Annotated in this window: 16 protein-coding genes and 1 other RNA gene; 13 read left to right on the top strand and 4 right to left on the bottom strand. The window is 66.2% G+C overall.

Features of this window, described 5'->3' with window-relative positions:
• Positions 1-29: 29 nt before the first annotated feature.
• The 5 genes from ACFCV3_RS04260 to ACFCV3_RS04240 are packed head-to-tail and all read left to right on the top strand — an operon-like array spanning position 30 to position 4,036.
• Complete coding sequence (locus ACFCV3_RS04260; protein ID WP_376025955.1) at positions 30-872, top strand: nitrilase-related carbon-nitrogen hydrolase; 843 nt, start codon at positions 30-32, stop codon at positions 870-872.
• Positions 873-883: 11 nt separating this feature from the next.
• Entirely contained in the window at positions 884-2,290 is a 1,407-nt protein-coding gene (gene hydA, locus ACFCV3_RS04255) for a dihydropyrimidinase (protein ID WP_376025953.1), read from the top strand.
• A gap of 9 nt (positions 2,291-2,299) precedes the next feature.
• Positions 2,300-3,295, top strand: a complete 996-nt coding sequence (locus ACFCV3_RS04250; RefSeq protein ID WP_376025951.1) for a TIGR03842 family LLM class F420-dependent oxidoreductase — start codon at positions 2,300-2,302, stop codon at positions 3,293-3,295.
• Between the two features lie 41 nt (positions 3,296-3,336).
• Complete coding sequence (locus ACFCV3_RS04245) at positions 3,337-3,705, top strand: type II toxin-antitoxin system RelE/ParE family toxin (RefSeq protein WP_376025950.1); 369 nt, start codon at positions 3,337-3,339, stop codon at positions 3,703-3,705.
• A gap of 1 nt (position 3,706) precedes the next feature.
• Entirely contained in the window at positions 3,707-4,036 is a 330-nt protein-coding gene (locus tag ACFCV3_RS04240; protein ID WP_376025948.1) for a helix-turn-helix domain-containing protein, read from the top strand.
• An 11-nt stretch (positions 4,037-4,047) separates the two neighbouring features.
• Here the strand turns inward: ACFCV3_RS04240 and ACFCV3_RS04235 are convergent, their stop codons facing one another.
• The 3 genes from ACFCV3_RS04235 to ACFCV3_RS04225 form a co-directional block, all read right to left on the bottom strand.
• Entirely contained in the window at positions 4,048-4,452 is a 405-nt protein-coding gene (locus ACFCV3_RS04235) for a cytidine deaminase (protein WP_376025947.1), read from the bottom strand.
• Positions 4,452-5,717 carry an ABC transporter substrate-binding protein gene (locus tag ACFCV3_RS04230; protein ID WP_376025945.1) on the bottom strand — a complete coding sequence of 422 codons (1,266 nt, stop codon included), beginning with the start codon at positions 5,715-5,717 and terminating at the stop codon, positions 4,452-4,454. The genes ACFCV3_RS04235 and ACFCV3_RS04230 overlap by 1 nt, the downstream gene beginning before the upstream one ends.
• Before the next feature lie 94 nt (positions 5,718-5,811).
• Positions 5,812-6,882, bottom strand: coding sequence for a carbohydrate kinase family protein (locus tag ACFCV3_RS04225; protein ID WP_376025943.1), 1,071 nt, complete (start codon positions 6,880-6,882; stop codon positions 5,812-5,814).
• 126 nt (positions 6,883-7,008) lie between these two features.
• Here ACFCV3_RS04225 and ACFCV3_RS04220 point away from each other — a divergent pair, with 126 nt between their 5' ends.
• From ACFCV3_RS04220 to ssrA, 8 genes are all read left to right on the top strand, one after another.
• On the top strand, positions 7,009-7,395 hold the full coding sequence (locus tag ACFCV3_RS04220) for a hypothetical protein (protein ID WP_376025942.1): 387 nt from the start codon (positions 7,009-7,011) through the stop codon (positions 7,393-7,395).
• Positions 7,388-7,552, top strand: a complete 165-nt coding sequence (locus ACFCV3_RS04215; protein ID WP_376025941.1) for a hypothetical protein — start codon at positions 7,388-7,390, stop codon at positions 7,550-7,552. The genes ACFCV3_RS04220 and ACFCV3_RS04215 overlap by 8 nt, the downstream gene beginning before the upstream one ends.
• 164 nt (positions 7,553-7,716) lie before the next feature.
• Positions 7,717-8,406: a cell division ATP-binding protein FtsE gene (gene ftsE / locus ACFCV3_RS04210; RefSeq protein ID WP_132407842.1), complete on the top strand. Its 690-nt coding sequence runs from the start codon at positions 7,717-7,719 to the stop codon at positions 8,404-8,406.
• Between the two features lie 28 nt (positions 8,407-8,434).
• Complete coding sequence (ftsX, locus tag ACFCV3_RS04205; protein WP_376025940.1) at positions 8,435-9,346, top strand: permease-like cell division protein FtsX; 912 nt, start codon at positions 8,435-8,437, stop codon at positions 9,344-9,346.
• Positions 9,347-9,415: 69 nt separating this feature from the next.
• Entirely contained in the window at positions 9,416-10,849 is a 1,434-nt protein-coding gene (locus ACFCV3_RS04200; RefSeq protein ID WP_376025939.1) for a M23 family metallopeptidase, read from the top strand.
• 21 nt (positions 10,850-10,870) lie between these two features.
• Positions 10,871-11,350 (top strand): SsrA-binding protein SmpB, encoded by a 480-nt coding sequence (gene smpB, locus ACFCV3_RS04195; RefSeq protein WP_376025938.1) that lies wholly within the window; start codon positions 10,871-10,873, stop codon positions 11,348-11,350.
• Positions 11,351-11,425: 75 nt separating this feature from the next.
• On the top strand, positions 11,426-11,986 hold the full coding sequence (locus ACFCV3_RS04190; RefSeq protein ID WP_376025936.1) for a DUF1707 and DUF4870 domain-containing protein: 561 nt from the start codon (positions 11,426-11,428) through the stop codon (positions 11,984-11,986).
• 92 nt (positions 11,987-12,078) lie between these two features.
• Positions 12,079-12,459: a transfer-messenger RNA gene (gene ssrA / locus ACFCV3_RS04185) on the top strand.
• An 85-nt stretch (positions 12,460-12,544) separates the two neighbouring features.
• On the opposite strand, the gene ACFCV3_RS04180 is transcribed toward ssrA, so the two are convergent.
• On the bottom strand, positions 12,545-15,154 hold the full coding sequence (locus tag ACFCV3_RS04180) for a tetratricopeptide repeat protein (RefSeq protein WP_376025934.1): 2,610 nt from the start codon (positions 15,152-15,154) through the stop codon (positions 12,545-12,547).
• Positions 15,155-15,173 lie beyond the last annotated feature (19 nt).

The following is a 15,173-nucleotide window of genomic DNA, read 5'->3' as shown; positions in this document are numbered from 1 at the left end:
TGGGTGCTCGGCGACTTCGGGAGGTTTCGGTGGCGGAGGTTGTGCGGGCGGCGTTGGTGCAGACTTCTTGGACTGGTGACAAGGAGTCGATGATCAAGGCGCACGAGGAGTATGCGCGGCAGGCTGCGCAGGCGGGGGCGAAGGTTATTTGCTTCCAGGAACTTTTCTACGGGCCTTACTTCTGTCAGCTGCAGGATCCCAAGTTCTACGAGTACGCCGAGAGTGTGCCGGGGCCGACCACCGAGCGGTTCCAGGCGTTGGCCGCGGAGCTGGGTCTGGTGATGGTGCTGCCGATGTACGAGCAGGAGCAGGCGGGGGTGCTGTACAACACGGCCGCCGTGATCGATGCTGATGGCAAGTACCTGGGGAAGTACCGGAAGAACCATATTCCGCAGGTGAAGGGGTTCTGGGAGAAGTTCTACTTCCGGCCGGGGAATCTGGGGTATCCGGTGTTCGACACCGCGGTCGGGCGGATCGGGGTCTACATCTGTTACGACCGGCATTTTCCGGAGGGGTGGCGGGCGCTCGGGCTCGCGGGGGCGAAGATCGTGTTCAATCCGTCGGCGACGAGTCGCGGGTTGTCGGCGTACCTGTGGCAGCTGGAGCAGCCGGCTTCGGCGGTGGCCAACGAGTACTTCATCGGGGCGATCAACCGGGTCGGGATCGAGTCCGACTACGGGGACAACGACTTCTACGGTACGTCGTACTTCGTGGATCCGGAGGGGAAGTTCGTGGGGGAGGTCGGGCACGACCATGACCCCGAGCTGATCATCAGGGATCTGGATCTCGGCCTGCTGGACACGGTGCGGGACCGGTGGCAGTTCTACCGGGATCGCCGGCCGGACGCTTACGGGGACCTGACGAAGCCGTAGAGGGAGCCAGAATGACGTTGCTGGTCAAGGGTGGGACCGTGATCGGGCCGACCGGGACGCAGTTGGCCGATGTCCTGGTGCAGGGGGAGAAGATCGTTGCCCTGCTCGATCCGTTGTTCAGTGCAACGATCACCCCGGACGAGGTGGTCGATGCCTCCGGCAAGTATGTGATACCGGGCGGGATCGACGCGCACACGCACATGGAGCTGCCGTTCGGTGGTACGGCGGCCAGTGACACGTTCGACACGGGGACCCGGGCGGCTGCCTGGGGCGGGACGACGACGATCATCGACTTCGCCGTGCAGAAGACGGGCGACGTCGTACAGGACGGGTTGGCCGCTTGGCACGCCAAGGCCGAGGGGAACTGTCATATCGACTATGCGTTCCACATGATTCTCGGCGGCGTGGACAACGACGCGTTGAAGGCGATGGATCAGCTCGTCACGGACGAGGGGATCACGAGTTTCAAGCTGTTCATGGCCTATCCCGGGGTGTTCTACTCCGACGACGGCCAGATCCTGCGGGCGATGCAGACCGCGCGGGAGAACGGCGCGATGATCATGATGCACGCGGAGAACGGCATCGCGATCGACGTCCTGGTGCAGCAGGCGCTGGCGCGGGGTGAGACCGATCCGATCTATCACGGGATCACGCGGCCGGCGGCGCTGGAGGCCGAGGCGACGAGCCGGGCGATCGCGCTGGCGGAGGTCGCGAAGGACTGCCCGCTGTACATCGTGCACCTGTCGGCGAGCGGGGCACTGGAGGCGGTGGCGAAGGCGAGAGATGCCGGACGCAACGTTTTCGCCGAGACCTGCCCGCAGTATCTCTACCTGACCCTCGAGGACCAGCTGGGCGCGCCCGGATTCGAAGGGGCGAAGTGGGTCTGCTCGACGCCGTTGCGCAGCAAGCACGAGTCGCATGCGAAGGACCTGTGGAAGGGGCTGCGGAGCAACGATCTGGCGATCGTGTCGACCGACCACTGCCCGTTCTGCATGAAGGATCAGAAGGAGCTCGGCCTCGGTGACTTCTCGAAGATCCCGAACGGGATCGGCGGGGTCGAGCACCGGGTCGACCTGATCTACCAAGGCGTCGTCGACGGGCAGTTGTCGCTGGAGCGCTGGGTGGAGACGATCGCGACCACGCCGGCCCGGATGTTCGGGCTGTACCCGCAGAAGGGGATCGTCGCGCCGGGCTCGGATGCGGACCTGGTCATCTACGACCCGAACGGTACGACGCGGATCGGGGTCGGGACGCATCACATGAGCATGGACTATTCGGCGTACGAAGGGGTCGAGATCCAGGGCCGGGTGGGCACAGTGATCTCGCGCGGCGAGGTGATCGTGGCTGACGGCAACTACCATGGCCGGAAGGGTCGCGGCCGGTACCTGAAGCGCGGCCTGTCGACGTACCTGGTCTAGGGGGCAGCTGTGGACTTCGGAGTGGTGTTCCAGTGTGATCCGCCGGCGTCCGCGGTCGTGGAGCTGGCGCGCAAGGCGGAGGACGCCGGGTTCGACTACGTGTGGACGTTCGACTCGCACCTGCTGTGGCAGGAGCCGTTCGTCATCTACAGCCAGATCCTGGCGTCGACCCGGCGCGTGATCGTTGGCCCGATGGTGACGAATCCGGGGACGCGGGACTGGACGGTGATCGCGTCGCAGTTCGCCACACTGAACGAGATGTTCGGGAACCGCACAGTCTGCGGCATCGGCCGCGGCGACTCGGCCTTGCGGACACTCGGTGCGCAACCCGGCACGATCGCCGACATGAAGCAGTGTGTCGAGGTCGTCCGGTCGCTGGCGCGTGGCGAGACGGTCACCCATCGCGGTCAGGAGCTGAAGCTCGGCTGGGTCAAGGACGGCGCACTCGACGTGTGGGTGGCGGCGTACGGGCCGAGGGCGCTGGCGGCGACCGGTCAGGTCGGCGACGGCTACATCCTGCAGCTGGCCGATCCGGACATCGCGGCCTGGATGATTGCCGCGGTACGGCGTTCCGCGGAGGAGGCCGGCCGGGATCCGGACGCCATCAAGTTCTGCGTGGCCGCCCCGGCGTACGTCGGCGACGATCTCGAGCACCAGCGCGAGCAGACCCGCTGGTTCGGCGGGATGGTCGGCAACCACGTGGCCGATATCGTCGCGCGGTACGGCGACAGCGGCGGCGTACCCAAGGCCCTCACCGACTACATCGAGGGCCGCAAAGGCTACGACTACAGCCAGCACGGCCGAGCCGGCAACACCCACACCGACTTCGTCCCCGACGAGGTCGTCGACCGCTTCTGCATCCTCGGCCCGGTCGAGAACCACCTCGCCCGCCTGGAAGAGCTCAAAGCACTCGGCGTCGACCAGTTCGCCGTCTACCTCCAGCACGACGCCAAGGAACAAACCCTCGCCGCCTACGCCAAAGACATCATCCCAGCCTTTCCCTGAGCGACGCTCGTCGGTATGATGAATAAGTTATATTTGGTTGCATGAGCTGGACGATCAGACTGCACTCCGAGGTCGAGGCGTGGTACCTGGAACTCTGCGAAAGCGAGCCGGAGACGGCTGGCCTGATCGAGCGTGCTGTCGACCTGTTGGCCTGCGAGGGCCCCACGGTCGGTCGGCCGCTGGTTGACCGGCTGAAAGGCAGTCGATTCCACAACATGAAGGAGCTACGTCCGGCATCATCGGGTCAGAGCGAGATCCGAATGCTCTTCGCCTTCGATCCGATGCGTGAGGCCATCATTCTGGTGGCCGGGGACAAGTCGGGGCAGTGGGAGAGCTGGTATCGGGTGGCAGTTCCGCTGGCGGACGAGCGGTTTGCTGAGCATCTGATCGCACTGAAAGCGGAGGAGTGAAATGAATACATACTCCAACTGGGAAGACGTCAAGGCCAAGGCAAGGGCGGTTGACCCGCGGACGCCTGTGGAGCGTGCGGCGGCGAAGCAGGCTGCGCGCGAGCGGACCGAAGCGTACGTGCGCGGGCACCAGCTTGCGGAGATGCGGAAGGCTGCTGGGGTCACGCAGGTTCGGCTTGCTGAGCTGCTTCAGGTCTCGCAGGCGCGGATCTCGAAGATCGAGAGCGGTGAGGTCTCCGGCATCGAGATCATTCGCGCGTATGTGACTGCCCTGGGTGGCACAGTCGACGTGGTGGCGACCCTCGGTGACCGCACCTGGAAGGTCGCCTGAGTCAGACTGCCTCAGGGTTGCCAGTGGTAGGCGGTGGGGAGTAGGTCGGTGGCTGGGACTGAGCGGTTGCCTTGTGGGGTGGGGAGGAGGACTCGGATGCCGGGGTGGTAGTCGACGAGGATCTGGCGGTCTCGGCCGCAGGGGGCGAAGAGGCCGCGGTTTTCGTTGCCTACGGCGACGATGGTGGTGAGGTCGCGGGCGCCGGAGGCTCGGGCGTGGCCGAGGGCAACGAGTTCGGCGCAGGGGCCGCCGGTGAAGTGGTAGAGGTTGATGCCGGCGTACAGGCGGCCGTCGGCGGAGCGGACGGCGGCGCCCATGGTGTAGATGCCGTCGGGGCCGTCGGTGTTCTCGTCGACGGTACGGCGGGCCAGCTCGATCAGCTCGTGGTCTTCGGGGGTGAGGGGGCGCAGGTCCATCAGCCGTTGATCCGCTTCAGTTCGGCTTCGACGACGGACTTGACCGTCTTGATCTCGGTGGCCGGGTCGGAGCCGCTGCGGATGATCCGGTTCAGGGCGTCGGAGTACGCCGTACCGGACTTGGGGGACCACAGGATCGGCGTCTGGGCGTGACCGTGCTCGTTGACGAACTTGGCGGCCTCGGCGGCCGGGCCGGACTTCAGCTTCTCGGCCTTCTCGACGAGTGACTTGCGGGCCGGGATGTGGAAGCCGTACGCCTGGGCGAAGTCGAGCTGCTTGTCGGTCTGATCGACCCACAGCCACTTGACGAACTTCTTCGCCGCGTCGACGTTCTTCGACTTCGAGCTGACGCAGGAGCCGTAGGCGCCGACCGGGACGCTCGGGGCGCCGGTGGTCGCGTTCAGCTTCGGCCAGGGGAGTACGCCGTAGTCGTCCTTCAGCGCCTTCTCGATCGCGGGGAGAGTCCACAGACCGGTGAGCTGCATCGCGGTCAGGCCCTGCGTGAACGCCGACGGGTCGGACCAGTCGGCGGGCGCACCGAGCAGCAGCGCCTTCGACGTGAACAGTTCGCGGAGCTTCTTCAGGGACTCGGCCGCGAGCGGGTCGTCGAAGCCGAACTTGCCGTCCTCGGTCAGGTAGTCGAGACCGACCGACCACAGCGCGGGCCCGCCGAGTACGCCGACGCCGCCGTCGTTCCCGACGAACAGCCCCTTCACCTTGTCGGTGGTCAGCTTCTTCGCCGCGTCGAGCAGCTCGTCGACGGTCTGCGGCGGCTGGACGCCGGCCGCGCTGAGCAGGCTCTTGCGGTAGACGAGCAGTTGCATGTCGGCGACCTGCGGGATCGCGTACAGCTTGCCCTGGTACGACATCCGGCTGATCAGCGCCGGCGTGAAGTCCGCCTTCGCATCACCCGGTACGTCGCTCAGGTCGACCACCTGGCCGGCCTTGATCATGTCGATCGTCGGACCGTTGCCGTACTCGAACACGTCCGGACCCTGCTCGGTGAGCAGCGTGGTGGCCACCTTCTTGTCGTAGTCACCCGGCGACCACTGGATCGTCACGGTCGCGTCCGGGTACTCCTTCGCGTACCGCTCGACCGCCTGCTGGGTGCCGGCCTCGCCGTACTGGTGGTACCACTGCGACAGCGTCACCTTCGAGCCGTCGCCGCTGTCGGGGCGACCTGAGTTGGACCCGCAACCTGCCACGGCGACCGCCGCCAGCCCGCCGCCAAGCCCCAGCACCTGCCGCCTGCTGAACCCACCCATCACGCCGCCTCCAGAACCGTAGGGTCCCTCGACCCTACGACTCCCGGGGCTCTCGTCGCGGGGATTTCCGCAGCGTGGTCGGGCTCCTGAGGAGTCAGGCGTCGGAGAGGCGGGCGATGGTGGCGGAGGCGCGGCGGACGATCGGCACCGGGCCGGCGGGCAGGACGTCGCCGATGAAGGTGTAGTGCTTGAGGATCTCGGGGTCGACGTCGCCGGGGCGGTGCCGGCTGTGGTCGCGGACCCAGTCGATGATGTCGCCCCAGCCGGGCGCCGCCAGCGAACCACCGAAGTGCTGGACGGACAGACCGGCGCAGAGGTTGCCGAAGGCGAGGCGGTGGGCCAGTGGCCAGCCGCGGAGCGTGCCGAGCACGAGCGAGGCGAGGAAGACGTCGCCGGCGCCGGTGGGGTCGTACGAACGCACCGGCAGAGCCGGGATGTGCTCCTCTTCACCGGATTCGGAGTCGATTGCCAGTACGCCGTCCGCGCCGTTCGTGACGACGGCGAGGGGCACCCGCTCGGCCAGCTTGTGGAGCGCGGCCTTCGGGGTGTCGGTGCGGGTGTAGGCCATCGCCTCGGCCGCATTCGGGGTGAAGGCGTGGAAACCGTCCAGTACGTCGAGCACCGCCGGAGACCACTCGTCGGTCGGGTCCCAGCCGACGTCACCGAACAGCAGCGCGCCGGACTGCTTCGCCTGCTGCACCCAGTCGGGCAGATCGTCGGCGACCGGGACGATCGCGGACCGGGTGTTCAGCCCGGGACCGACCAGTTTGCTCGGGTCGCCGGGCGCTTCGTGGGCGTGGGTGACCATGGCCCGGTCCCGGTCGATCGACATCGACACGGTGACCGGGGAGTGCCAGTGGCCGATCCGGCGGGAGTGCGAGAGGTCCACACCTTCCTGGTCGGCCAGGGTCCGCCAGCAGAAATCGGCGTACACGTCGTCACCGAAGACCGCGGCCAGGCCGCTGCGCAGACCGAGCCGGCTGGCGGCGATCGCGAAGTTCGCGACCCCGCCCGGGCAGGACCCCATCCCTTCGGCGAAGATCTCGGTCCCGGTCGTCGGCGCGGACTCCAGTCCGGTCAGCACGATGTCCAGGAACACCGTCCCCTGGACGAACACGTCGTACGCCTCGGGTTCGTCGATCACGGTGACCTCGTTCCTTGTCATTCTGGGACAACTCTCGGCCGACCGCGGGGGCGCGCTTTTTGTCGGTGGCGGATGGAATGCTCCTACGTAACATCATCGACCGGTCAACGCAGCAGAACAGTGGAGGAAGCCGATGGTTTGGGGGGTGTGTCGGTGATTCCGAGCTGGATGGTGGTCATCGGGGTGGTGATGACGGCGCTCAGCCCGCTGCTGGCGCTCGGCGGCGTCGCTCTGGGGGCCTACCTGACCCGCAAGTCCGACCGCGAGCTCGACACCTGGCGGCATCGTGAGGAGACGATGCGGATGGTGCGCTGGGCGGTCGAGCAGATCCTCGACGACGACGAGGCCGGCACGGACGCCGGTGTCGTCACGCTCCGCTCACTGATGAGGTCGGAGCTGTTACAACCGGAGGACTACGACCTGGTCGCCGCGCTGACCGCCGCCGTGGCCATCGACCGCGTCGGCGCGGCCGCGTACGCTGAGATTGCAGACGCCGAGATCGAGGTCGTCGAGGGAGACGATGAGCATGGCTGAGAAGAAGACCGTCACGGTCTCCCGCCAAGCCGTAGAGCTGGCCCGCCTCCACGTGGAGGCAGCCCGCCGCGCCGGCCGCAAACCCGACGCCGCCGTAGCCCGCATCGCCGGCGCCCGCCCGGCCCCCGGCAACGGCCCTACCCCCGCCCCGGCCTGATCCAGCCGGAGTCCACACTTCGCCGTACGCCGGGTATCGGACTCCGTTGTCGGCGGCACGCCCGGGGACCACCTAGACTGACCGCGGCCGCTCCGGTGGCGTACGGTGCACCACGTGGTTACCGTTGCGTCGCTTCCTGTTCCCGACCACGGCCGGATGATCCCGTGATCCGCTTCGAGAATGTTTCCAAGACGTACGAGGGCCAGACCAAGGCCGCTCTGCTGAACGTCAACGTCGAGATCGAGAAAGGCGAGTTCGTCTTCCTGGTCGGTACCTCCGGGTCCGGCAAGTCGACGTTCCTGCGCCTGGTCCTGCGTGAGCACCGGACGTCCAAGGGTCACATCATGGTGGCCGGCAAGGACCTGAACCGGCTGGCGAGCTGGCGGATCCCGCAGATGCGGCGGCAGATCGGGACGGTGTTCCAGGACTTCCGGCTGCTGCCGAACAAGACGGTCGCCGAGAACGTCGCCTTCGCGCTGCAGGTGATCGGCAAGCCGCGCTCGCACATCCGCAAGACCGTTCCCGAGGTGCTGGAGCTGGTCGGGCTCGAGGGCAAACAGGACCGGCTGCCCGACGAGCTGTCCGGTGGTGAGCAGCAGCGGGTCGCGATCGCGCGGGCGTTCGTGAACCGGCCGATGATCCTGATCGCCGACGAGCCGACCGGAAACCTGGACCCGGCGACGTCGGAGGGCATCATGAAGCTGCTCGACCGGATCAACCGGACCGGGACCACCGTGGTGATGGCCACCCACGACGTGTCGATCGTGAACCAGATGCGCAAGCGCGTGATCGAGCTGGAGAACGGTCATGTCGTCCGCGACGAGTCGCGCGGCGTCTACGGCTACCAGCACTGACCGCCGCCGAGTAGGGACTGACTGAACAATGCGTTTGAACTACATCCTCTCCGATCTCGGCATCGGCCTGAAGCGGAACCTGTCGATGACGATCGCGGTCGTCGTCACCATCTGGGTCTCGCTGGCACTGTTCGGCAGCGCGCTGCTGGCCAACGAGCAGGTCGGGCTGATGAAGGGCAACTGGTACGGGAAGATCCAGATCTCGGTCTTCATGTGCACCAAGGACACCGGTGGCCGCGGCTGCTCGGGTGCCGAGGTGACCCAGGACCAGAAGAACCGGATCCGCCAGGTGATCGAGTCGAACCCGGACACCGCGCCCGACGGTGTCTTCGGCGAGTCGAAGAAGGATGCGTTCGCGCAGTTCCAGAAGCTCTACAAGGACTCGCCGATCGCCTCGACGGTCACGGTCGACCAGATGCAGGAGTCGTTCCGGGTCAAGCTCCGCGACCCCAAGCAGTACCAGAACCTGGTCAGCGCGGTCGCCGGCCTGCCGGGTGTCGACAACGTGCAGGACCTGCGGCAGTACCTCGATCCGTTGTTCAAGGCCCTCGAGGGCGTCCAGTGGGGTGCCTATATCTCGGCCGGCCTGCTGCTGATCGCCGCGTTGATGCAGATCTCGAACACGATCCGATTGGCGGCGTACGCGCGACGCCGGGAGATCGGGATCATGCGGCTCGTCGGCGCCTCGAACTTCTACATCCAGCTGCCGTTCCTGCTGGAAGCGATCCTGGCCGCGCTGATCGGCGCGGTCCTTGCCTGCGGCACCTTGTGGCTCGGCGTGTACTTCGTGGTGATGCGACGCGCCCAGGAAACCTTCAAGGTCTGGCAGTGGGTCGGTGCCACCGAAACCTTCCGGGCCACGCTCATCATGGTCGTGGTCGGCCTGGTCCTCGCGGTGATCCCGACATTCCTGACGACGCGGAAATACCTCAAAGTCTGACCCGGGTGACTTATCGTGCAGTAGAAGTCTCATCGCACGACAACTAAACCCAGAGCAAGGGGTCGACCTGTGGTCCCGCACTTCCCCGGTGCAGACCCGCGTGAGCGGGCGAGCATCCAGCGAGACGACAGCACCGGCACCTCGGCCACACCGCGCCCGCGTTCCCGCACGAGATCGCAGGGGCGGCAGACGGTCGTTGCCGCATGCTGCCTTGTCCTGTCCCTGTCCGCCGGAGTCCTGGCGGCGGTTGCGCCTGCCCAGGCGGATCCGCCCGATCCAGCCAAGAAGAAGAAGGAACTCGACGCCCAGATCGGCAAGTCCAAGACCGAACTGGCCGAGGCCTCCGATCAGCTCAGCCAGTCCGTCACGGCCTACACCAAGGCCGACGCCAAGCTGAAGGTCGTCCAGACCCGGTACGCCGCCGCCCAGGGCCGGCTGGCTGCCGCCAAGGCCGCTGATGCCGTTGCCGCGGGCAAGCTCGCGCGCGCCGAACGAGCACTGCGGAAGGCCGTGGCCGATGTCGAGGCAGGGCAGCGGGCACTCGCGGAGAAGCGAGCACTGGCCGGTCGCGCCGTACGATCGGCGTACCAGCAACAGAACAGCCTGGTCGGCCTGAGCATTGCGCTGCAAGGCGCTTCGCCGGCTGATGTTGCCACCGGCATCCAGGTGCAGCGGAACGTGTTCGGCATCCAGAGCAACGCGATCACGAACCTGAACAACGCGCAGGCGCAGCTCGCCAGCCGGCAGGTCAAGGTCGCCGCCGCCGAGCAGTCCGCGGCGGCCGCGCGGGCCGAGGCGGCCCGGACGGTCAAGGACGTGACCGAGCTGACCCGGCAGGTCGCTGCCGACAAGGCCGAGGCCGAGGCGGTCACGAAGGAGAAGCTCGTCCTCTACAAGCGGGCCGAGCGCGAGAAGATCTCCGAGCAGGTTCAGTACAACGCATTGCTTGCCGAGCGCAACCGGGTCGAGCAGATCCTGATCGCCCGGGCCCGCGCCGAGAAGGCCGCGGCCGAGCGCCGCAAGGCTGCCCGGGAGAAGGCCGAGCGCGAGCGGGCCCGTCGCGAGAACCGTCCGCCGCGGCCGGTGCCGAACGACCCGGATGAGGGCGGCGGGCGGCTGAGCATGCCGCTCAACACCTACATCACGTCGCCGTTCGGAATGCGGTTCCACCCGGTCCTGCACTACTGGAAGCTGCACGACGGCACCGACTTCGGCGGCGGCTGCGGTACGCCGATCCGGGCCGCGGCCAGTGGGCGCGTGACCGACAAGTACTACAACGGCGGTTACGGAAACCGGCTGTTCATCTCACACGGAGTGATCGGCGGCTCGTCCGTCACCACCGTCTACAACCACCTGTCTCGCTACAAGGCCCGCGTCGGCGAACGCGTCACCCGCGGCGAGATCATCGGGTACGTCGGTACGACGGGGTACTCGACCGGTTGCCACCTGCACTTCATGGTCTACCAGGACGGTCGCGTGGTTAATCCGATGAAGTGGTTGTAGACGGTCTGAGATACTGGTCGGATGGTGAAACAGACCGGCCAGGAGAAGCCGATCGCGCAGAACCGGAAGGCGCGACACGACTACCACATCGAGGACGTTGTGGAGGCCGGGCTGGTGCTGACGGGGACCGAGGTGAAGTCCCTGCGGCAGGGCCGGGCCTCCCTCGTCGACGCGTTCGCCGCGGTCCGCGGTAACGAGCTGTGGCTGCAGGGAATGCACATTCCGGAGTACAAGCACGGTACGTGGACCAACCACGAGCCTCGCCGTACCCGCAAACTCCTCCTGCACAAGGACGAGATGGCGAAGCTGGTCAAGGCCGTCGAGCAGCAGGGCGTCTCGCTGATCCCGCTGTCGCTGTACTTCAAGGACGGGTACGCCAAGGTCGAGCTCGCCACCGGGCGCGGTAAGAAGGACTACGACAAGCGCCACGCCCTCGCCGAGCGTCAAGCGAGCCGCGAGGCCCAGCGCGCGCTGTCCGACCGCACCCGCCGCCGGGACTAGCCCCCGGGTCCGCTCAGGGATGGCTCCGGGGCGCACCCGATGGGGTGGACGACGTTCGGCGGACACAGTGGAGGCATGTCCACTTCAGAGCTGCGGGTGACGACCGAACAGCGGGATCGCGCCGTCGAGATTCTCCAGGAAATGTACGCCGATGGCCGGGTCGACAAGTTCGAGTTCGACACCCGCCTGGAACTGGCATTGAAGGCGCGGACGCGGGCCGAGCTGAACAGCACGTTCGACGGCCTGATGGCGCGCCCGGTCCCGACCCACGTCCCGGCCGCCTTCAGCCGCCCGGCCCCGATCCAGCGCTACACCGGCGACGGCCGCGGTCTGGGCACGGTCGCCCACTGGCTCGGCTACCCGACCTTCTTCGTCGGCCCCGCCCTGGTGGTCGCCACCGCGGGCAAGCAGAACCCCGCCGTACGCCGGCACGCCGTGGAAGCGCTGAACTTCCAGCTGACCGCGTTCATGGCCTTCGCCGCCCTGGGCATCCTGACCGGCGTGGTCGGCTCGTTCCTGGGCTTCGCCTTCCCGATCCTCGGCGTGATGTGGTTCATCCTGACCGGCGTCGGCGGCATCGCCACCGCAGCCGGCTCCAACTTCCGCTACCCCTTCACCCTGCGCCTGATCAAGTAGGGGAATCCCAGGTGCGCCCAGCTTGTTGGACTTGATAGTGTGGACCTTCCACCTCGGCCTTCGGGCAGCGGTGGGAGTTTGAAAACTCAACAGGGGGTGAACGGTTTCGACTTTGGACGTTAGTTTCAAGAGAAGCGAGCCGAGGATCCAGGGTTATCTCGTAAACGATCTCTGGAAAACAATAACTGCCAACTCTACAGTTCGCAGCAGCTACTCTCTCGCCGCCTGACGGCCTGAGAACTTAACGTAGCGGTCAGCCCGGGAATGCTTCCGGCCCGGTTCCTGGCCTCAGCTAGGAAGCTTGCTTTGTCAACTCGGTCACGGGGTTGGCACGGGACATTTACAGTGACTGAGTCTGTCAGCGACATGTCTGTATGAGCGCTGGGACTGAGAAAACGCCTTAACAGACTGCGCTCGGAGAAGTCTTGAAGCAACGCTGAAGGACGCGGGTTCGATTCCCGCCACCTCCACCCCTTGAAAAGACCGGCCCCCCGGGGGGCCGGTCTTTTGTTTCTCCCCCGCGTCGGGTCCCCGTCGTGGCGCGCTGTTGTCACAGCCTCAAGGCTGGATGCGCTTCTGCAAGGCGAGCGCGTCGGCGAGTTCCAAGCTGCCGATCGCCGTGTAGAGGTCAGCGGCAGACTTCACGCTGGGCAGCGCCTCGCTGACTCGCTCGAGATCGACCAGACAGGTGGCGATCCGCAGATGGGCACGTGCCAGGTCGAGCGGAGTATCGCCGAGCTCGGCAAACCGGAGCGCTTCGCGGAACTCCTTCAACGCGAGGTCGAGTTCGCCCCGTCTCTGGTGCAGTACTCCTCGAGAGCTGTGCATTCTCCCCATGCGGTCGCGATCGTCTTGCTCGATCGCCAGCGGGAGTGCAGCCGTGAGAAGTTCTTCGGCTTCGTCCAGCTGGCCGATCGCCAGCCTGCAGTCGGCGAGATTCAGGAGGTCGCAGAGCTCGGCTACGCGGTCTCCGATCTTCCTTCCGTACTGGTAGGACTCCTCGAGGCGCGCGATGGCCTCGTGATAACGGCCCGCCTTCCGGTAGGCATTGGCGAGACTCCCAAGAGCATACTTACGGACGGGACCGTGCTGCACTCGATCAGCCAGTGCCAGTGCCTGCTCGTACTTGGTGATAGAGGTCTGGAAGTGGCCGCGGTCGTAGTCGATGTCACCAAGTCCTACCTGGGCGTTGACCGCATTGAAATCGTCTCCGATCTCGCGCGAGATCGACAGACTGCGCCGATAGCTCACGCCTGCCTCGTCGAAGTCACCCTGCTCGCATTGAACGTCGCCGAGCCCGAGCAGAGCTCGCAGTTGTCCGGGTCGGTCGTCGATGGAATCGGCCAGGCGCAAGGCCCGCTCATAATGCGTTGCTGCAGTTGCTTGCCGCCCCGTGAGCCGTTGGATCTCACCGAGACCCAACACCGCCATCACCTGGCCCACAACCCAGGAACTGCGCTCAGCGATCGGCAGAGCTTGCTCGTACAAGTCCGTCGCGTCGGCTGATCGACCCCGGATCTGGCTGAAGAGTGCGAGGTGAAGAAGAGTTCGCGCGTGCTGTGAGCCGCCGATCCGCTCGGCGGCCCGTAAAGCCGCCGGGAGAAGGGCGCCCGCGTCGTGCCACCTTCCCCGCGTCTGGAGGTGACGCATGATGTTGTCGATGACCTGCATGGCAAGTTCGTCGCTGGAGGCGGCGACCTTGAGCAGGGTGCCGGTCTCCCGGTCGAGCCAGTTCTCAGCCTCTTCCTTGTCCGTGAGTGCTGACAAGTACAACGCTGATTGCGCCACCTGAGGCCGGCGGCCGGCCTCAGCGGGATGGATGACGTCCATCGCTCGAGCTGCCATGCGCAGGTAGTGGAGCTCGAAGGTACGGACTGCGGTCGCACGCTCGGCTTCGAGCCCTTGCGCGGTGGCTTCGCCGAACGCGTACGTGCGGATCAGATCGTGGAATCCGTAGACGGATGGCTCGTCCTCGATGAGCAGATGGTGGTCGACGAGGTCATCGAGGATCGTCCGGACTGTTCGCACGGGCAGCTGGGAGACCGCCGCAACGGCGTACTCGTCCAGTCTCGGCCCAGGACTGAGACTCATCAACCTGAAGACCAGCCGATGGTCCTCCGCAAGTGGTCGGTAGGACGACTCCAGGACGGCGCCAAGGCCAAAGACGGACTCGGTTGCGGTCAGGGAGCTGTTCTGGTCGGTGAGGCGCTTGGCCAGTTCCTTCAGCGGTCGATGCTCACCTACCGCGCGAGCAGCCGCCATCTCGATGGCGAGCGGCAGATTCCCGCAGAGTCTGACCAGATCGTCGATCTCTTGTTCGTCGTCGCCATCCCCGGCGATGTGGCGGAACAGAGCCCTGGCATCCGCTGTCTCCATCGGCGAGAGTGTGACTGTTCGCGCGCCGGCGATGCCGAGTGACCTCACCCGGCTCGTCACAATCACCGCAGAGCTCGCTTTCCCGGGCAAGAGCGGAACGACTTGCTGAGCGCCGGCAGCATTGTCGAGGACGACGAGTACCCGCCGGTCGGCAAGCATGCTTCGGTACAGGGCCGATCGCTCGTCGAGTGTTTCCGGAATTGCTTGTCCGGGCAGTCCGAGTGACCTCAGCGCCTGACCCAGTACGTCGATGGGATCCGCAGGCGACAGGCCCTTCGTGAACCCGTGGAGGTCGATGAACAGGGTTCCGTCGGGGAACTGCGCTGCCAGCTCGTGTGCCGCCTTGACCGCCAGTGTGGTTTTGCCGCATCCCGCCATACCGTCGATCACGATGATCTCGACTGCGGGACCCCTGGCCGACTCGTTGGACAGAGCCTCGATAACGGCACGGAGTTCACCTTCTCGTCCGGTGAACGCTGCAGTCAGTTGAGGTAGCTGAGATTCATGCCCCCGGCCGGCCGCAGTTCGGTTGCGCCGAGCGGCTTTGAGGAACTTCGCGTGATCATCCGCTCCGAGCTCGAGTGCGTTGACGATCGCGTCGATGGTTTGGCGCCGCGGGTGTTTTCTGGCTGCTCGTTCGAGGAGCGAGATTGCTTTCGGGCTCAGGCCGGCGCGATGTGCCAACTCCTCCTGGGACAACCTCGCGAGTTGGCGGTGTTCGCGCAGGAGCGCGCCGAAACCTTGATCAACCACTTGACGAGTGTAGGGCTGCGGGCGTCCGGGGAAGTCCACGGCAACCCTGGGGACCTGG

Source organism: Kribbella sp. NPDC056345 (assembly GCF_042262745.1).
Classification (GTDB): Bacteria; Actinomycetota; Actinomycetes; order Propionibacteriales; family Kribbellaceae; genus Kribbella.
The sequence above is the reverse complement of the archived record's forward strand: the minus strand, read 5'-3'. Positions and strand labels throughout refer to the sequence as shown.